The sequence below is a fragment of the Vitreimonas sp. genome (assembly GCF_035627415.1).
In the GTDB taxonomy this organism is placed as follows: domain Bacteria; phylum Pseudomonadota; class Alphaproteobacteria; order Caulobacterales; family Aquidulcibacteraceae; genus Vitreimonas.
The window spans coordinates 19,673-37,294 of record NZ_DASPLU010000017.1 but is presented as its reverse complement, the minus strand read 5'-3'; the positions used below and the strand labels follow the sequence as shown (position 1 = coordinate 37,294).

General features: G+C 66.7%; 20 protein-coding genes and 1 pseudogene. 9 read left to right on the top strand and 12 right to left on the bottom strand.

The window, feature by feature from the left end; all coding sequences use genetic code 11:
- Positions 1 to 407, bottom strand: a 407-nt coding sequence (locus VEA80_RS11235; RefSeq protein ID WP_325060830.1) for a hypothetical protein, incomplete at its 3' end; no start/stop codon positions are given.
- 285 nt (positions 408 to 692) lie between these two features.
- On the opposite strand from VEA80_RS11235, the gene VEA80_RS11230 reads away from it, so the two are divergent.
- The 3 genes from VEA80_RS11230 to VEA80_RS11220 are packed head-to-tail and all read left to right on the top strand — an operon-like array spanning position 693 to position 2,418.
- Positions 693 to 1,610 carry an SDR family NAD(P)-dependent oxidoreductase gene (locus VEA80_RS11230; protein ID WP_325060829.1) on the top strand — a complete coding sequence of 306 codons (918 nt, stop codon included), beginning with the start codon at positions 693 to 695 and terminating at the stop codon, positions 1,608 to 1,610.
- Complete coding sequence (locus VEA80_RS11225; RefSeq protein WP_325060828.1) at positions 1,607 to 2,011, top strand: META domain-containing protein; 405 nt, start codon at positions 1,607 to 1,609, stop codon at positions 2,009 to 2,011. Before VEA80_RS11230 ends, VEA80_RS11225 begins: the two co-directional genes overlap by 4 nt.
- Entirely contained in the window at positions 2,008 to 2,418 is a 411-nt protein-coding gene (locus VEA80_RS11220; protein WP_325060827.1) for an META domain-containing protein, read from the top strand. The genes VEA80_RS11225 and VEA80_RS11220 overlap by 4 nt, the downstream gene beginning before the upstream one ends.
- 63 nt (positions 2,419 to 2,481) lie before the next feature.
- Here VEA80_RS11220 and VEA80_RS11215 read toward each other — a convergent pair whose 3' ends face one another.
- The gene (locus tag VEA80_RS11215) at positions 2,482 to 2,964 is read right to left on the bottom strand and encodes a hypothetical protein (protein ID WP_325060826.1); all 483 of its coding nucleotides are present in this window, start codon (positions 2,962 to 2,964) and stop codon (positions 2,482 to 2,484) included.
- A gap of 135 nt (positions 2,965 to 3,099) precedes the next feature.
- Here VEA80_RS11215 and VEA80_RS11210 point away from each other — a divergent pair, with 135 nt between their 5' ends.
- The 4 genes from VEA80_RS11210 (at position 3,100) to VEA80_RS11195 (ending at position 5,378) form a co-directional block, all read left to right on the top strand.
- The gene (locus VEA80_RS11210) at positions 3,100 to 3,804 is read left to right on the top strand and encodes a pirin family protein (RefSeq protein ID WP_325060825.1); all 705 of its coding nucleotides are present in this window, start codon (positions 3,100 to 3,102) and stop codon (positions 3,802 to 3,804) included.
- A 156-nt stretch (positions 3,805 to 3,960) separates the two neighbouring features.
- Complete coding sequence (locus VEA80_RS11205) at positions 3,961 to 4,500, top strand: response regulator (RefSeq protein ID WP_325060824.1); 540 nt, start codon at positions 3,961 to 3,963, stop codon at positions 4,498 to 4,500.
- A gap of 68 nt (positions 4,501 to 4,568) precedes the next feature.
- A complete protein-coding gene (locus tag VEA80_RS11200) occupies positions 4,569 to 4,769 on the top strand; it encodes an NF038104 family lipoprotein (protein ID WP_325060823.1) in 201 nt (66 codons plus the stop codon).
- A 93-nt stretch (positions 4,770 to 4,862) separates the two neighbouring features.
- Positions 4,863 to 5,378 (top strand): hypothetical protein, encoded by a 516-nt coding sequence (locus tag VEA80_RS11195; protein ID WP_325060822.1) that lies wholly within the window; start codon positions 4,863 to 4,865, stop codon positions 5,376 to 5,378.
- Between the two features lie 161 nt (positions 5,379 to 5,539).
- On the opposite strand, the gene queE is transcribed toward VEA80_RS11195, so the two are convergent.
- Both queE and queC read right to left on the bottom strand, forming a co-directional pair.
- The gene (queE, locus tag VEA80_RS11190; RefSeq protein WP_325060821.1) at positions 5,540 to 6,169 is read right to left on the bottom strand and encodes a 7-carboxy-7-deazaguanine synthase; all 630 of its coding nucleotides are present in this window, start codon (positions 6,167 to 6,169) and stop codon (positions 5,540 to 5,542) included.
- Positions 6,166 to 6,861, bottom strand: coding sequence for a 7-cyano-7-deazaguanine synthase QueC (gene queC, locus VEA80_RS11185; RefSeq protein WP_325060820.1), 696 nt, complete (start codon positions 6,859 to 6,861; stop codon positions 6,166 to 6,168). Before queC ends, queE begins: the two co-directional genes overlap by 4 nt.
- Before the next feature lie 313 nt (positions 6,862 to 7,174).
- Between queC and VEA80_RS11180 the strand changes: the two genes are divergently transcribed.
- Positions 7,175 to 9,751, top strand: coding sequence for a TonB-dependent receptor (locus tag VEA80_RS11180; protein WP_325060819.1), 2,577 nt, complete (start codon positions 7,175 to 7,177; stop codon positions 9,749 to 9,751).
- A 299-nt stretch (positions 9,752 to 10,050) separates the two neighbouring features.
- Positions 10,051 to 10,428 (top strand): response regulator, encoded by a 378-nt coding sequence (locus VEA80_RS11175; RefSeq protein WP_325060818.1) that lies wholly within the window; start codon positions 10,051 to 10,053, stop codon positions 10,426 to 10,428.
- A gap of 73 nt (positions 10,429 to 10,501) precedes the next feature.
- Here the strand turns inward: VEA80_RS11175 and mmsB are convergent.
- From mmsB to VEA80_RS11135, 8 genes and pseudogenes are all read right to left on the bottom strand, one after another.
- A pseudogene (mmsB, locus tag VEA80_RS11170) lies at positions 10,502 to 11,395 on the bottom strand (3-hydroxyisobutyrate dehydrogenase); the annotation flags it as partial.
- 225 nt (positions 11,396 to 11,620) lie between these two features.
- Positions 11,621 to 12,691, bottom strand: coding sequence for an enoyl-CoA hydratase/isomerase family protein (locus VEA80_RS11165; protein WP_325060817.1), 1,071 nt, complete (start codon positions 12,689 to 12,691; stop codon positions 11,621 to 11,623).
- Positions 12,688 to 12,969, bottom strand: a complete 282-nt coding sequence (locus VEA80_RS11160) for a hypothetical protein (RefSeq protein ID WP_325060816.1) — start codon at positions 12,967 to 12,969, stop codon at positions 12,688 to 12,690. The genes VEA80_RS11165 and VEA80_RS11160 overlap by 4 nt, the downstream gene beginning before the upstream one ends.
- Positions 12,970 to 13,114: 145 nt before the next feature.
- Entirely contained in the window at positions 13,115 to 14,611 is a 1,497-nt protein-coding gene (locus tag VEA80_RS11155) for a CoA-acylating methylmalonate-semialdehyde dehydrogenase (RefSeq protein WP_325060815.1), read from the bottom strand.
- A gap of 94 nt (positions 14,612 to 14,705) precedes the next feature.
- Positions 14,706 to 14,870: a DUF1328 domain-containing protein gene (locus VEA80_RS11150; protein ID WP_322810638.1), complete on the bottom strand. Its 165-nt coding sequence runs from the start codon at positions 14,868 to 14,870 to the stop codon at positions 14,706 to 14,708.
- 65 nt (positions 14,871 to 14,935) lie between these two features.
- Positions 14,936 to 15,568, bottom strand: a complete 633-nt coding sequence (locus VEA80_RS11145; RefSeq protein WP_325060814.1) for a superoxide dismutase — start codon at positions 15,566 to 15,568, stop codon at positions 14,936 to 14,938.
- A gap of 67 nt (positions 15,569 to 15,635) precedes the next feature.
- Positions 15,636 to 15,809, bottom strand: coding sequence for a DUF1328 domain-containing protein (locus tag VEA80_RS11140; RefSeq protein ID WP_325060813.1), 174 nt, complete (start codon positions 15,807 to 15,809; stop codon positions 15,636 to 15,638).
- 79 nt (positions 15,810 to 15,888) lie between these two features.
- Positions 15,889 to 17,568: a sensor histidine kinase gene (locus tag VEA80_RS11135; protein ID WP_325060812.1), complete on the bottom strand. Its 1,680-nt coding sequence runs from the start codon at positions 17,566 to 17,568 to the stop codon at positions 15,889 to 15,891.
- Positions 17,569 to 17,622 lie beyond the last annotated feature (54 nt).

Below are 17,622 nucleotides of genomic sequence, written 5' to 3'. Positions count from 1 at the left end.
ATGCGGCGCGCAAGGCGGTCGATATTGGCGAGCGCCTCGACGATGCGGGCGAAACGCTGCGCCAGGTTCGGATGCTTCAGCGCTTTGCGCAGCGCCGAACCGAACACGGTGCGCCGATAATGGCCGCGGCGGATGCGGCGGGTGAAACCGGGCGCCGCATAGTTGCGCAGCGGCCGGACGTTGAGCCGGTGCATCAGCTGGTGGCCGCGGCCAATGATGAGCCAAGAGACGACGTAGGCGATGCGGTCGAGTTCGAGCCAGCGAAACCGCCGGCGGATGTGACGCCGGTTGACGCGCACAGCCTCGCCGAACAGCGTCGCGCCGATCCACGCGAGCGTCAGCCACGCCCAGGCGGCGAGCCGGGCGAGCTTTCGCTCTGCTGCTGGAGTGGATCGGATGAGTTTCATGCGCGGCATTCTACGCCCGCTGAAGCGCGGTCGGATTGAATCGCCCTCGCTTTCCGCGCGGGCGTTGATTGGATGAGGATTTCACCTGCGAATTGGGGGGATAGAAACCGCGCCTATCCGCGCATCCGCCATCCAGCGGGCGCTGGCGCCCTCTGAATCTGGGTTCTCGCTGACGCGCGCCCCAGATGACGGCGCGCAGCGCTGGAAAAGCGCAGCTCTTCACCCTTTCTCCCCCTACCCGCGACCCGCGCGGGCGGCTAAAGCCTCCACCCTTCGGAGGACATCATGGGCGTGCTGGACGGGAAGGTCGTCGTCGTCACCGGCGGCGGCAACGGCATCGGTAGGGAGTGCGCGCTGCTGGCGGGGCGCGAAGGCGCGGCCGTGGTGGTGAACGATCTCGGCGGCGGGCTGAAGGGCGGCGATGCGGGCTCAGCTGGTCCGGCCGAAGAGGTCGCCAAGGAAATCCGCGCCGCGGGCGGCAAGGCGATCTCCAATTCCGACAGCGTCGCCGACTATGACGCGGTCGCGGCGATGTTCGAGCAGGCCAAGAAAGAGTTCGGCGGCCTGCACGCGGTGATCAATCCGGCCGGCATCCTGCGCGACGGCATGTTCCACAAGATGCCGCCCGAGGACTGGAAAGCGGTGGTCGACGTGCATCTGCACGGCGCCTTCAACGTGACGCGCGCCTCGATCGAGCATTTCCGCGAGCAGCAGGACGGCAGCTACGTTCTGTTCACATCCACTTCAGGTCTGATCGGAAATATCGGTCAGGCGAATTACGCGGCCGCCAAGCTGGGTGTGATGGGACTTTCGCGGATCATCGCGATGGAGAATGCGGGCAAGAACGTGCGCTCGAACATCATCGCGCCATTCGCCTGGACACGGATGATCGCCTCGATCCCGGTGAAGGACGAAGCGAGCGCGGCGCGCGTCGAACGTTTCAAGAAGAACATGCGCGCCGATCAGGTGGCGCAGCTCGCGGTGGCGCTCTGCGCCCACGGCGCGAAGGACACGACCGGCCAGATCTTCGCCGTGCGCGGCAATGAGGTGTTCCTGTTCAACCAGCCGCGGCCCGTGCGCGGCATGGCGCGGATCGAAGGCTGGAGCCCGCAGACGCTGATCGACCATGCGCTGCCGGCGATGAAGGCGAACTACACCGATGTCGGCGCGAGCGCCTCGGTGTTTCCGTGGGATCCGGTGTGACGCGGACGCTCGCCTTCCTTGCGCTCGCCTTGACGCTCGCCGCCTGCGCGACGAGCGAACCGGCTGCGCCGGCGGCGTCCTATCTCGCCGGCACGAGCTGGCGGCGCGTGGACGACTTGAACGCCAACCCGCACGGCGCGACGATGGCGTTCACCGAGAACGGCGCGTCGGGCGACACGAGCTGCAATCGCTGGTTCGCAGCGGTGACCCATTCCGGGGAAACGCTGCGCTTCGGCGGCATCGGCACGACGCGACGGGCGTGCCAGACCGAGATGCAGGCTGCGACGGAGCGCAGCTTCCTCGATGTGCTGCGCAGAGCCCGCTACGCCCATTACGATCAGCAAGCGCTCGTGCTGCTGGATGGAGAGCAACAGGTCATCGCGAGGTTCGACGCCGAATGATCCGGTCATTGGCGCTCGCCCTCATGTTGGCGGTTTCGGCGTGCGCGGAGCAACAGGCGGCGCCGCAGCCGACGCCGCCGCCGGTCGTGCAGCTCAACCGCACGCAATGGATCTCGACCGAGGGCGGGCTGAACGCGCCGACGCTCGAGTTCATCGACTCGCGCGCAAACGGCCATACCGGCTGCAACCGCTTCTTCGCGCAGGTGGAGCTGAACGGGCCTTCGATCCGGTTCGGCGGCATCAGCACGACCCGGCGCGCCTGCTCGCCCGATCTGATGGAGCTGGAGCAGAATTTCGTGTCGCGGCTCGAAGGGGCGAGGTTCGTGCGGGTCGACGCCGACGCGCTGGTGCTGCTCGATGTGAACAATGTCGAGATCGCGCGATTTGGGCGGCGAGGGCGGGAGTAGGGAATTGGGAATTGGGTGGTGTGAGGCCCCGCCCTACTCCCTCCTCCCAACTCCCTATTCCCCTTAAGGCGTCGGCGTCGGGCCGATCTCGACCAGCGGCAGCGTGCGCGGGCAGCGCGAGCGCTCTTCGCCGCCGCAATTGGCGACCTGCACTTCCGTGGCGCCCGGCGCGAACACGACCAGCCATTGCTGGTTCGGGTCCATGCGCGTGGCGGTGCGAAGTTCGCCGCACTGCACCGAGATCACGAGCGAACCGACATACGGGCCGTAAGCGCTGTTCGGATCGATGTTCGGCGGGATGACGCCGCGCGATTCCGTTCCGCGCACCGCTTGGCAGGGCGGCTGCGATTCTGGGTGGGCTTGCTGATAAGCCGCCAGCTGGGTGGTGGCGAAAACGAGTTGGTTCTCAGGCGCCATCGCCTGCACCTGCTCCATCAGGCCTTGCGGCGCGGCGGGGGCCGCCGGGGCTTCAGTGTCGGCCGTCTGTTGGCCGCAGGCGGCGAGCGCGAGCGCGGCGGCCGTCAGGGCGAAATGGCTCAGCTTCATGGATGGTCCCTCCGTTGCGGCTCTGTGAAGCCTCCGGCGCGATTGACGTCAAGCGGGAGAGCGACGGGCGGTGTAAAAGCTGTGCCTTGAGGGCGCGCGGGGCCAGCCCACATTGGACGGCGAAGAGGTGATCCGATGATCGAGAAACGTCCGTTCGACAGTCTTGGCCGCCATGACGCCGATTGGCTGGCGGCGCGCTACCATTTCAGCTTCGCCGGCTATCACGATCCGGACCGCGTGCATTGGGGCGCGCTCAGGGTCTGGAACGACGACACGATCCAGCCGAAGACCGGCTTTCCGCCGCATCCGCACTCGGACATGGAGATCATCACGTACGTGCGCTCCGGGGCGATCACGCACCAGGATTCGATGGGCAACAAGGGCCGCACCGTCGCCGGCGACGTGCAGGTGATGAGCGCGGGCTCGGGCGTGACGCACGCGGAGTACAATCTCGAGGACGAGCCAACGACGATCTATCAGATCTGGATCATCCCGAAGGAGCGCGGCGGCAAACCGTTCTGGGGATCGGCGCAGTTTCCGAAAGGCGATCGCGCCGGCGCGCTGGTGACGCTGGCGTCCGGATTTGACAAAGATCAAGCGGAGGGCGCGCTGCCGATCCGGCAGGATGCGCGCGTGCTCGCGGCGACATTGGAGCCAGGACAGAGTGTCGATTACGCGCTGACGCCCGGGCGGCATGCGTATGTGGCGCTGGCCAAGGGCGAGGCGCGCGTCAACGGCGTGACGCTCGGCGCGCGAGATGGAGCGGCGATTACAGATGAAGCGGGCATCCGCATCGAAGCGGATGGCGAAAGCGAGATCGTTCTGGTCGACGCGCCGTAGCTGAACACAACGTCAGGTTCCTGCATGCACGCAGACCGATAGGAAGCGGCAATAGACGCAGGCGCGCAGCGCGCTTTCTCTCCGACAGCCGATGAAATTTACCTCGCATTTGCGGTTGCAGGTGTTTGTCGAAGGCTTGGGGGAGGTTCGAAGACCATGACGTCGCTGAGCGATCTGCACGTGCTCATCGTCGACGACAGCCGACAGATGCGCCATGTGCTGCGCTGTCTGCTGCGGGCTGTCGGCATCTACGCCGTATCCGAAGCAGAGACTGCGAACGCGGCGCTTGCGATCATGCGGGCGGGCCCGGTCGATCTCGTTTTGCTCGACTGGAAGATGGCGCCGATCGACGGACTCTCGTTCGCGCGCATAGTGCGCTGGAGCCCGACGAGTCCGAACCCGTACGTCCCCATCCTCATGCTGACGGCGCACACCGAAGCCTCGCGCGTCGCGGCGGCGCGGGATGCGGGCGTCACCGGCTTCGTCAAGAAGCCGATCAGCGCGCGGATGCTGTTCGACCGCATCAGCTTCGCGCTGACCGACACGCGCATGTTCGTGCGCACCGAGGATTTCTTCGGCCCCGACCGGCGACATGGCGCGATCAAGGGCTATGCCGGTCCGTTCCGCCGCAGCACCGACGCCCGGACGGAGACGGCGGAGACGTTCGACGTCGATGATTTGCGCTGGAGCGCGTGAACTGCAGGCGGCGCTTGCGCGCGGGCGAGAGCTTGCGCACGGTCGGCCAGGTCTTTGCGCGGGGACGAATGATGATCCGGATTGCCGCTGTCGTGCTGCTGATGCTGCCGCTGGGTTCGTGCCTGGCCGGCGCTGTGGTCGGCGCCGCCGTGGACGTGACCGGCGCTGTCGTCGGCACGACGGTGAAGACGACCGGCGCCGTGATCGACGCCGCCATTCCTGACGGCGACGACGAGGACGAAGACGACGACGATCGCGCCGGCAAATGAGGCGCGGCGGCGCGTTTCTTGTGACGTGAACGTGAATGGCGCTCGCGCAACGCGCGGGGCATACTCCGATCGGTAAGATTGGGAGTCGCAGACATGCGTGTTGTCTCAATGCTCGTCGGCGTCAGCGCGCTTGCTTTTGCGCACGCAGCCGCAGCGGCGCCGGTTTCGCTCGCGCCGATCTCCTTCTCGCCCGAGTTCCAGACCGATCTCGAAGAAGAGTACGGCGTGCGCGAGGGCGAAATCCTGCAGACGGCCGTGCGCGAAGCGGTCGCGGCGGAACTGCAAAGCCGCGGCGCCACGGTCGACGGCGCCGGCGGGCTGACGATCGAGATCTCGATCGTCGACGCCGATCCGAACCGGCCGACGATGCAGCAGCTCGCCGACCAGCCGGGACTCGACAGCATCCGCTCGATCTCGATCGGCGGCGCTGAACTGCGCGCAGTGCTGCGCGGCGCCAACGGCGCCGTGGTGAGCGAAGTCACCCACCGGCGCTACAATCACAGCCTCGCCGACATCGCCGGCCCGGCGGCGACCTGGACGGAGGCGCGCCGCGCCATTCGCCAATTCGCCCGCAAGGTCGCCGACGCCTACGAAGCCAACGCGCAGTAAGCGCGCGCGCCAAGGGCGGGCCCATCCCCGTTCGCCCCGCCCGCCCTGGCGCAAATTCGACCGAATTAGCCGATCCGACGCTCACGTCTGCGACGTGAGCAGGACGGGCGGCTGCGGACGAGCTGGCCCCAGCCTCTTGTTCGCAGCCGCTTCGCGGCGCGTCAGCGGATGCCGAGGTCTTTGTGTGTTTGCAGGCTGAGCCGCCAGCGCGGATGGGCGAGGCAATAGGCGATGGCGGCGCGGGTGTTCTCCGCGCGTTGCGGGCTGTCCATCGGCTGCAGGTAGAAGTGTTCGAAAGCGAGGCGTTCGTAGCGCTCGGGGTTCGCGTTCTCTTGTGGGAAGACGAGCTTCAGTTCGTGGCCTGAGGTTTGCGCGAGTTCGGTGTCGGCTTTCGGGCTGACGCAGATCCAGTCGACGCCCGCTGGCGTGGGCAATGTGCCGTTGGTCTCGATGGCGATCTCGAAGCCTTCGGCGTGCAGCGCATCGATCAACGGCGCATCGAGTTGCAGCGACGGCTCGCCGCCGGTGCAGACGACGTAAGGCGCGCCGCCGCCCGGCCAGAGCGCTGACGCGGCGCGCGCCAGCGCTTCGGCGGTTTGGAATTTGCCGCCGCCGTCGCCATCCGTGCCGACGAACTGGGTGTCGCAGAATTGGCAGACCGCTTCGGCGCGGTCCGCTTCGCGCCCGCTCCAGAGATTGCAGCCGGCGAAGCGCATGAACACGGCCGGACGCCCGGCGCGCGCGCCCTCGCCTTGCAGCGTGTAGAACATCTCTTTGACGCTGTAGGTCACGCGCTTACGCCTTCACGCCACTCGTTCCACCCTTTCGCGCGTAATTCGCACGCGGGGCACGCGCCGCAGCCGTAGCCCCAGGCGTGGCGATGGGCGCGGTCGCCTTCGTAGCAGGTGTGGCTGTGTTCGAGGATGGCTTCGACCAGCGCCGCGCCGCCGAGTTGGTGCGCGAGCGCCCAGGTCTCGGCTTTGGTCAGATGCATCAGCGGCGTTTCGATTTTGAGCGGCTGGTCGAGGCCGAGCGAGAGCGCGCTCTGCATCGCGTCGATCGTGGCGCGGCGGCAGTCCGGATAGCCGGAGAAATCGGTCTCGCACATGCCGCCGACGAGCGTGCCGGCGCCGCGCCGGTAGGCGAGCGCGGCGGCGACGGCGAGGAAGACGAGATTGCGGCCCGGCACGAAGGTGGTGGGCAGGCCGGTTTCGGCCATCTCGATGGCGCGTTCGGCCGTGAGCGCACTTTCGGCGATGGCGCCGTAGCCGGAGAGGTCGACGACATGGTCATCGCCGAGCCGACCCGGCGCCGCCGCGGCGAGAATCGTCCGCAGCGTCTGGCGCTGCTCCAGTTCGATGGCGTGGCGCTGGCCATAGAAAAAGCCAATCGTTTCGACGCGCTCATATCGAGAAAGCGCCCAAGCAAGGCAAGTCGCGGAATCCTGGCCGGCTGAGAAGAGAACGAGAGCGGAGCGGGTCATCTGACGGGATACATCTGGGGAGAAGCCGGCCCATGCAACCAGCGAGGGCGGCGGCATCCAGTGCGAAGCTAACGCCACGGCAAGCCTGACGCTAAGATAGTGTGGCGCGGTTGTCGCACCCTCCTGTTGGTATGACGGGGGCGTCAGGTTACGCGGCGAAGTCCCGTTGACACACCCGTGTCGCCTGCCTGCTATAGCACGCAGGACAGGCAGGGTCAGCGGGGGGAGCCACTATCGCTCGCACCCCTACATGCCGATGGTTTGGCCGGTTCCGCCCACAAGAAGGCGGTGGGCCGGCTCTGGGAGGACGGCGATGAGCAAAAAGTTTGGTTGGACTCGGATTCTGCTTTCGGGCGCTTCGCTCGCGGCATTGGGCGCAACGCCCGCGCTAGCGCAAGACGAAGGCGAAGTGTCCGAGGAAATCGTCGTCACGGCGACGGGCCGCGCGGCCGCGATCCAGGACGTTCCCCTCGCCGTGACCGCGATCGGCGGCGAGACGCTGGAAAATTCGGGCGTCCAAGATCTGCGCGACATCACGCAAGTCGCGCCCTCCTTCGCGATGTCGTCCGGCCAATCGCAATCGTCCGGCACGACCGCACGCATCCGCGGCATCGGCACCGGCTCGGACAACCCGGGCTTCGAGGCGGCCGTCGGCATCTTCATCGACGGCGTCTACCGCGCTCGCGCCGGCGCTGCGCTCTCCGATCTGCCTGAACTCGAGCGCGTCGAAGTGCTGCGCGGCCCGCAGGGCACGCTGTTCGGCCGCAACACATCGGCCGGCGCCATCAGCGTCATCACCGCCGGCCCCGACTTCGATCCGGGCGTCTATCTCGAAACCACCGCCGGCCTCGACGATTACGAGGAAATCGGCGCGCGCGGCGGCGTGAACATCCCCGTCACCGACTCGCTGGCGTTCCGTTTCGACGGCTCGGTGCGCTCGCGCGACGGCTACATCACCGACCTGATCTCGGGCGACGACATCAACACGCGCGACCGCGGCGCCTGGCGCGCGCAAATGCTGTGGGACATCAGCCCCGACGCCTCGCTGCGCGTAATCGCCGATGCGTCGCAAACGGATGAAGTGTGCTGCGGCATCACGCCGTTGCTCTACGGTCCGGCGCAAGGCGTCATCACCGCGCTGACCGGCGGCGCCGGCACCCCGGCGATCGACGTCGAGGGCCGCGGCATGACCGTGACGCCCGGCCGCTCCTATGCGGAAGACACCGAGGACGAAGGCATCTCCGCCCAGCTCGATTGGGACATTGGCGGCATCAACTTCACCTCGATCACCGCGTATCGGAACTGGGACGCGGTGCGCGATCAGGACATCGACTTCAACCTGATCGACATCGCCTATCGCGATAACCTCGAAGTCGGCTTCGAGAACTTCACGCAGGAATTCCGCTTCCAGGGCGAAGCTGGCCGCCTCAACTGGCTGGTCGGCCTGTTCTATGCGGACGAAAAGCTCGAAACCACCGACCGCATCCGCATCGGCGCGACCTCGAGCCTCTACGCCAACGTGATCTCGACCGCGAACACCGGCGCGCTCTTCCCCGGAGGCTGCGAACTTTATCCGTTCTCGGCGCAGCCCTCGCTGTTCCAGTGCGCGGCGCTCTCGCCGGCCCTTGCCCCGTTGAATCCGGGCCTGATCCTCGCGGTCAACAGCGTCGGCACCGTTCCGGGCCACCTGGACCCGAACCCGAACGGCTCGGGCCAATCGGCCGACAACTGGAACATCGACACCGAGAGCCTTGCGCTGTTCACGCACAACGAATTCAGCATCAGCGACCGGCTGATGCTGACGGTCGGCGTGCGCTACAGCCAAGAGACGAAGGATCTGGTGGCCGATCTGACCAGCGTCTCGCCGAGCTGCGCCACGCTGCAGGCAATGGAAACGGCGACTGCGGCGGTGCCGGGCATGCCGGCCGGCTTGGTCACGCTGCTGCAGACCCCGGTCAGCGGCGGCGGCTTCGGCGCCTCTTCGCTCATGAACCTGGCGTGCAATCCGGCGGTCAACACCATCGCCAACGGCACCCACACGGGCGACAGCGACGAGGAAGAGTTCAGCGGCACGGTCTCGCTGTCTTACGACATCAGCGACGACATCATGCTCTATGGCGGCTACTCGCGCGGCTACAAGGCGGGCGGCTTCAACGTCGACCGTTCTGGCTTCGCGATCACGCCGGCGACGACCAACACCGCGGCGGTGCAGGTTTCGGATCTGCGCTTCGATCCGGAATTCACCGACGCCTACGAACTCGGCATCAAATCGACCATCTTCGGCGGCACCACCACGGTGAACCTGACCGGCTTCTATCAGCAGATCTCGGACTATCAGCTGAACGCCTTCAACGGCTTCAACTTCATCACCCGGAACATTCCGGACGTGATCAGCCAAGGCGTCGAGTTCGAGTTCAACGCGCGCCCGACCGACGCGCTGACGCTGAACGGCGGCATCGTCTACACCGACGCGCACTATGACAGCACGGTCGTGTTCAACCCGCTCAACCCGGGCCCGAACACGGTGAACTCCGGCGATCCGCTCTCGCTGGTGCCGGAGCTGACCGTCACGGCCGGCATCGGCTACGAAGTGCCGATCGGCGGCAACCTCTCGGCGCTGTTCTACCTCGACGGCCGCTGGAACGACGGCTACCGGACGATGACGCTGGGCCGCAACCCGATCACGGACAATGGTGAGTTCGCGATCTTCAACGGCCGCATCGGCATCGGTCCGGAAGACGAGCGTTGGTCGGTCGAGTTCTGGGGCCGCAACCTCACGGACGAGACCTATTATGTCGGCGCATTCCAGCCGCCGCTGCAGGACGGCACGTTCGTGGTGTACCCGAACGAGCCGGCGACCTACGGCGTCACGCTCCGCGCTTCGTACTAAGCGCTGGCGCACAATCGGAAACGGCGACGGCCGGAGCGAAAGCTCCGGCCGTTTGCTTTTGGGTCGATGCGAAGCCTCTTGCGAGAGCAAGGCTCTCAATCGGGGCCTTGCTCTCACCCATTGCCAGGGCGACGCAACGCGTCGAGCCCGGCGCCCATAAACACAACGGGTTTCAGTGTAGAACCGCGATAGTCGTGTTTATGGGCCCCGGAATGCTCGCTTCGCGAGCCTCCGGGGATGGGTGAGTTCTTGCGTCAAACGAAGAGCAAAAACCTTCCAAGGCTACTAAGGTCGGCCTCATGAAGCTCAGCGAACTCGATGTGCTGATCGTCGATGATCACGAGGCGATGCGGGTGATGCTGACGCGCGTGTTGGCGCGCGCGGGCGTGACGGCGATCCGCGGCGCGTCCGGCGCAATGGAGGCGCTGGCGCTGATGGCAGAGCGCGCGCCATCGCTGGTGCTGGCGGATCAGCGCATGCCGGGGATGGATGGCACGGCGTTCATTGGCGCGGTGCGGGCGGATGCGGCGCTTGCCGGCGTGCGCGTGGTGATGATCAGCGGCGCGACGAGCGAAGAGCACTTCGCAGCGGCGAAGGCGGCGGGCGCGGATGCGGTGCTGGTGAAGCCGGTCTCGCCGCGGGCGCTGCTGGAGGCGATCGAGGGGGTGATGAACTAGGGGAGTAAGGCAGTAGGTGAGTAGGTGTCGATCCAACTGAATCGCCTACTCCCCTACTGCCTTACTCTCCTACTCACGTCCGCCCGCGAAGCATTTGCAGGATGAACGAAAAATCCTTGCCGCCGTGTCCCTGCGCCACGAGTTCGGCGTAGAGCGCTTCGGCGGCGCCGCCGAGCGGGGTGGGCGCGCCGGAGGTGTCGGCGGCTTCCTGGGCGAGCTTCAGGTCTTTCAGCATCATCGCCGCGGCGAAGCCGCCTTCGTAGTCGCGGTTGGACGGCGCCGCCGGCACCGGGCCGGGCCATGGGCAATACGAGGTGAGCGACCAGCATTGGCCGCTGGCTTTGCTGGCGATGTCGAAGAACTTCTGCGCGTCGAGGCCGAGCGATTCAGCGAGCGCGAACGCTTCGCTGGTGGCGATCATCGAGATGCCGAGCAGCATGTTGTTGCAGATCTTGGCCGCCTGGCCCGTGCCGGACTCGCCGGCGCGGATAATGGCTTTGGCCATGGGCTTCAGCGCCTCTTCGATCTCGGCGAAATCCTGCTCGCGGCAGCCGACCATGAAGGTGAGCGTGCCGCCTGATGCGGCCGCGGTGCCGCCGGACACGGGCGCGTCGGCGGCGCGGAAGCCTTGCATCGCCGCGTCGCGGTTCACGGTGCGGGCGCTGTCGACGTCGATGGTGGAGCAATCGATCAGCAGCGCGTCTTTGGGCGCATTCGGCAGGATCGCTTCGGCGTAGACGCTGCGCACGTGATCGCCGGCCGGCAGCATGGTGATGACGACGTTGGCGTCTTTCACCGCTTCGCTGGCGCTGGCGGCGGGCTTCATGCCCTGCTCGGCGGCGCGCGCGAGCGCTTCGCGGGAGAGATCGAAAGCGACGATGTCGCGGCCGGCTTTCGCCTGGTTCGCGGCCATACCCGAGCCCATGTTGCCGAGGCCAATGAAAGCGATGCGCATGGCGGTGCTCCTTGTGGTTTGGGGCTTGTCTTAGGACGCTGCGCCAGCGGCGCAAGTTCGGGCGCCCCCTCGCCCCGCGCGAAGCGTGGGGGAGGGTGTCGCGAAGCGACGGGCCTTCGCCCGCCGAAGCGGATTGCAGTACCAATGTAGGAACTGGCTTCGGCCCGCGTAGGCGGGAGGGGGACGGTGTATGTCCCCCTCCCCCAGCCCCTCCCCCGCTTCGCGGGGCGAGGGGAGTCAGAGCGGCGACCACTCCTCGCCCTGTGGCAGCGGGGCGAAGATTTCGTCGAGCAGCGCATCGGTGACGGCGTCGAGCGTCGCCGGATTCCAAGCCGGTTTGTTGTCCTTGTCGATGACGACGGCGCGTACCCCTTCCTGGAAGTCGTGTCGTGCAGAGACGCGGGCGGCGATGCGATATTCCTGGCGCATTTCGTCCTCGAAGCTCGCCATCTCGGCGCCTTCGCGGAGCTGGCGGAAGGTGACTTTGAGCGTTTGCGGCGATTTGGTTTGCAGCGTTGCGAGCTGGGCTTTGGCCCAGTCGCTCGGATCGCGTTCGAGGGCGACGAAAATTTGTTCGACGCCGTCGAGGGCGAAGATGCGATTGATGCGCTCGATGTTTTCGGGCGTGAGTTCGCGCGGCGCGCCGGCGGATTCGCTGAGCGCCTCCAAGCCGCTTTCGAGCGCGCGTTGCGCGTCGTGCGTTTGCGCCGCGCCGGCGATTTGCGCGCGGGCGGCGGCCAGGATTTCGGTCGGCATATAGTGGGTGGCGATGCCGGCGATGAGGCAATCGGCGGACTTGAGCCGCGCGCCGGTGAGCGCGAGCCACATGCCGATCTCACCTGGCTTCCTCGGCAGATACCAACCGCCGCCGACATCGGGGAACAGGCCGATGCCGGTTTCCGGCATGGCGTAGGTCGTGTTCTCGGTGGCGATGCGGAAGCGCGCGGGCATCGAGATGCCGACGCCGCCGCCCATGGTGACACCGTCGATCAGCGCTACGATCGGTTTCGGATAATGGAAGAGCAGATGGTTGAGGCGATATTCGGTGAAGAAGAACGCGCGCGCCGCTTTGCCGTCGCCGGCGCCGCTTTCGGCGATCATGCGGATGTCGCCGCCGGCGCAGAAGCCGCGCGTGCCGGGGGCGTGATCCAAGAGGATGGCGTGGATGCTGGCGTCGTCGCGCCAGCGTTGCAGCGCATCGATCATCGCGGCGCACATCTGCGTGTTGAGCGCGTGCAGCGCTTGCGGGCGGTTCAGCGTGATGTGGCCCAGGCCGGCGGAAGCGGCGGTGAGGATTTCGTCGGTCATGGTTTGGCTGGGTTGGTGATGCGGGCGATGACGAGCAAGGATACGAGGCACGTGACGATCGCGACGCCGGGAATGCCGACGAGCAGCGCCAGCGCGCCCTGCTCCGGGCCGAGCGCGGCTGATTGCAGGTAGGAGACGTAGAGCGCCTGTGCGCCGAAGCCGATCGTGGCGGCGACCGCGGCGGCGACGCGCGCGCGGCGGCGGAGGGCGAAGACCACGGGCGCAGCGATGGCGCAGAGGACGAGGGCGACGAGCAGGATGAAGGGCAGGATGTTCATGGCGCGGCGCCTAGTCTTAGCTCGTCATTCCGGACGCGCGAAGCGCGATCCGAAAGCCAGGGGCGACCAGCTCGTCGCGTGCCCCTGGATTCCGGGCTCATCGCTGCGCGATGCCCCGGAATGACGATTAGTGCGCGCTCCGACGTCACCGCATCGTCGGAATGACGAAGCTAGAGTCTTCCTGCATGCCCTCCGGCCAGCGCGCCGTCACCGTTTTCACCTTGGTGTAGAACTTCACGCCTTCGAGGCCGTGGACGTTGGTGTCGCCGAAGACGGAGCGCTTCCAGCCGCCGAAGGTGTGATAGGCGACCGGCACCGGGATCGGGACGTTGATGCCAACCATGCCGACGTTCACGCGGCTCGCGAACTCGCGCGCGGCGCGGCCGTTGCGGGTGAAGATGGCGACGCCGTTGCCGTATTGGTGCTGGCTCGGCAGCGCGACGGCTTCCTCGAAGGTTTCGGCGCGGACGATCTGCAGCACCGGGCCGAAAATTTCTTCCTGGTAGGTGCGCATGTTGGTTTCGACTTTGTCGAACAGCGTCGGGCCGATGAAGTAGCCTTCTTCGTAGCCTTGCAGCGTGAAGCCGCGGCCGTCGCGCACCAGCTCGGCGCCCTCTTTGGCGCCGAGGGCGATGTAATCCTCGATGCGCTGCTTGTGCTGCGCCGTAACGACGGGCCCGTATTGCGCTTCGGGATCGGTCGAGATGCCGACCTTGAGCTTCTCGATCTCCGGGATCAGGCGCTCGCGCAATTCGTCGGCGGTTTGCTTGCCGACCGGCACCACGACGGGGAGCGCCATACAGCGTTCGCCGGCGGAGCCGTAGGCGGCGCCGACGAGATCCTTGATGGTCTGATCCATGTCGGCGTCGGGCATGACGATGCCGTGGTTCTTGGCGCCGCCCATGGCTTGGACGCGCTTACCGTTCGCCGTGCCGTTGGCGTAGATGTATTGGGCGATGTCGGAGGAGCCGACGAAGCTGATCGCCTTGATGTCCGGATGGGCGATGATGGCGTCGACCGCTTCCTTGTCGCCGTGAACGACGTTGAGGACGCCGGTGGGCGCGCCCGCTTCCATCATCAGCTCGGCCAGGCGCACCGGCACGGACGGATCGCGCTCGCTCGGCTTCAGGATGAAGGTGTTGCCACAGGCGATGGCGACACCGAACATCCACATCGGGATCATCGCCGGGAAGTTGAACGGGGTGATGCCGGCGACGACGCCGAGCGGCTGGCGCATCGAATAGACGTCGATGCCGGGGCCGGCGCCTTCGGTGTACTCGCCCTTCAGCGCGTGCGGGATGCCGCAGGCGAACTCGATCACTTCGAGGCCGCGCTGGATATCGCCGCGCGCGTCGGCGATGACCTTGCCGTGCTCGGAAGAGAGCAGGTGCGCAAGCTCGTCCATGTTCTGCTCGACGAGCGCCTTGAAGTTGAACAGGACGCGGGCGCGGCGCTGCGGGTTGGTGGCGGCCCAGCCGGGCTGCGCCTTCAGCGCGGCTTGGACGGCGGCGTCGACATCCTTCGCGGCAGCGAACGCGACTTCGGCCTGCTGTGCGCCGGTGTTAGGATTGAAGACGCGGCCAGCGCGTCCGCCGGAAGCGGACGCGCTCTCGCCATTGATGAAATTACGGATCGCGCGCATCGGCGGGCACTCCCATGAGGTTCGGAATTGCCGCTCTTATGGCGTCAAATCGGAACCCAGTAAATGCCGCGCCGGTGGAGGCGCCCGCGACCCGTTAGCCCCTTCGCGCCATGCCCATGATGAGGGAGACCACGAACAGGACGAGGAAGATGAAGAACAGGATCTGGGCGATGCCAGCCGACGCCGAGGCGATGCCGCCGAAGCCGAAAATGGCCGCAACGATCGCTACGACGAAAAAGATAAGGGCCCAACTGAGCATGTGCGTCCTCCTGGAATACAGTTGAAATGAGAACGTGTGTTCCAGGAGGCCAGTTCCGCGCAGGTTCAGACCGGGTAGGTCCAGCCCTGCTCACCTTTTCGTGCGGCCTCATATTGCCGCTCGGCGAAGCGCCAGTTGATCAGCGAGTTCAAATAAGCGTCGAGGAAGCGGCCGCGCTCGTTCTTGTAGTCGAGATAATAGGCGTGCTCCCAGAGATCGCAGACGCTGAGCGCGGTCATGCCCTCGTGCGCGAGCGGCGTGTCGGCGTCGTGCAGATCGGTGAGCTGCACCGCGCCTGACTTGTCGGCGACGAGCCAGAGCCAACCGGAGGCGAAGTGGCCCTCTCCTTTTGCCTTCGCTTCCTGGCCGAAGGTCTTGAGATCGCCGAAGGCTTTCTCGATGGCGCTGCGCAGCTCGCCTTGCGGCTCGCCTTGCGCTTGCGGGCTGAGCGAATTCCAGAAGAAGCCGTGATTCCAGGCCTGGGCGGCGTTGTTGAAGAGCTTCTTGTCGTTCTCGCGTTTGGCGAGGCGAACGACCTCTTCGAGCGAGGCGGGCGCGTTGGCGCGCTCCTTGAGGAAGGCGTTGGTCTTGTTGACGTAGGCGGCATGGTGCTTGCCGTGGTGAGTGTTGAGCGTTTCCCGCGACATGTGCGGTTCGAGCGCAGCGGCGTCGAACGGCAGATCGATCAATTTGAACATGAGCGCCTCCTCTGCTGGAGGCATATAGGACCGTCGCCAGCGCTTTTCGAGCCGAACGTCGCCGCCTTCACGTGACCGATTGTCCGCGCAGCGCGCGGATCACGAAGCTGACCACGAGCAGCACCAGGAAGACGACGAACAGAATCTTGGCGATGCCGGCGGCGAGTCCGGCCAAGCCGAAGAATCCGAAATACCCCGCGATGAGTGCGAGAATGAAGAATACCAGCGCCCAGCCAAGCATGGCGTCCTCTCCTGGATAGAAACAGGCTACGAGGCGAACGTGCGCGGCTGCGCGCCGTTCCTGTATTGAGCGCAGGCGATCAGGCGGGTTGCGGTTGCGGCTCGCGGCGCGGCTGGGCGGGCTCTTCCTCCTTCGGCGCCGGCACGCTGACCCAGAGCATGAACGGCCGATCCGGATTGCGGCCGACGCTCGCGCCGAGCTGACGCGCGAACGCCTCGATCAGCCGTGCGCCCGGGCTGGGCGCGGTCACTGTCGCCTCGGCCGCGTCCGCATCGACGGCGAAGCGCACGGCACCGTCCGCGTCCTGATGGAGATAGATCGAGAGCGTCACCGATCCGACGTCGGCCAGCGCGTCGAGCGCGGCGGAAAGGCCCTCGCCGATCAGGAAGGCGAGCGGCATGGCGCGGTCGACGAAAGCCCGCGCGGGCTCAAAATGCAGCGCCAGAGCGACGTCCTTCACCTGCGCGCCACGCGATTGCACCAGCTGCCGGCAAATCTCGGCGAACAGATCGTCGATCCTGAGCTCGCGCACCTCGCCGGAGGCGTAGATGCGCTGGTGCACCAGCGCCAGCAGCTGAACGCGATCGTGCGCGCGGGCGAGCCCCCAGGCTTCGCTTTCGTCGCGGGCGTTGCGCGCTTGGATATTGAGCAGGCTCGCGACCATTTGCAGGTTGTTCTTCACCCGGTGGTGCACTTCGCGCAGCAGCGCGCGCTCTTCCGCCAACGCCTCGACCAAGCGCGTTTCGCGGCCGCGCAGCGTCTTGGCCATGGCGCCGAGCGTGCGGCGCAGTGATCGGATCTCCTCCGGCGCGCTGCGCAGAGGCGGCGGATCGGCCACGTCCTCGCCGCCGCGCGCGAAATTGCGCGCCGCCGCTTCGACGCTCGAGAGCGGGCGCGCCACGAACACCTCGATCGCGAACCAGCCGGCGGCGACGGCGAGCAGCCAGATCAATAGCGGCGCCGCGAGCGAGAAGATCACCTGGCCCCAGCGCCGCCACGCCGGCTGGTCCGAGGGCCAGGACATGACGATGTAGAGATCGGGCGCGTGCAGCGGCACGATCACGGCGCCGCCGTCGTCGACGCGCACGAAGCCGGGATCGGGCCCGAGATGATTGCGAATCTGGTGCGCGCGCGGAAGCCCGACTTCGGGCCGGCCAGGCAGGGGCGAGGATTGCGCGATGATGCGCCCGCTCGCATCGACGATGGCCGCGCGCGCGCCGTCGAGTTCGCGGCTGCGGTCCAGCAATTCGCGCAACTGCGCGACAGTTATGGCTGCGCCGACGAAACCGATCCGGCGCGAGCCGTCGCGGATCGGTTCGAGCGCGGCAAGCACCGGTTGCTGGGTGATCGCGCCATGCTCGACAAAGCCGATGGTGAACGCGTCCCGCGCCATTGCCGTATCGCGCAAATCCGAGCGCGGCGCGCGCAGGCCCGCCGGCGCCTGCGGGTAGCTGCAGCGGACGGCGCGATTCTCGTCGGTCACGGCGATGGAGGCGACATAAGGATAGCGCGCAACGACTTCGCCGAGCCATTGGCGGCAATCGCCCGCTTCGATCTGCGGCAGCGCCGGCGTCGTCGCCAGCACGCGCATCATTTCGCGCACTTCGTCGATCACGCCCTTCTCGACGGAGATCGATTGCAGCGCCTGCCGGCCGAGCGACTCCTCATAAGCGGCTTGGCGTGCGGCGACGCCGTTCAGGCCCACCTGCATGGCGATGGCGCCGGCCGGCAGCATGGCGAGCCCAAGCAACAACGCCATGCGCCCGCGCATCGACCGGAGGGACAATGCGCGGGGCCAGGTCAGAAATTTTCG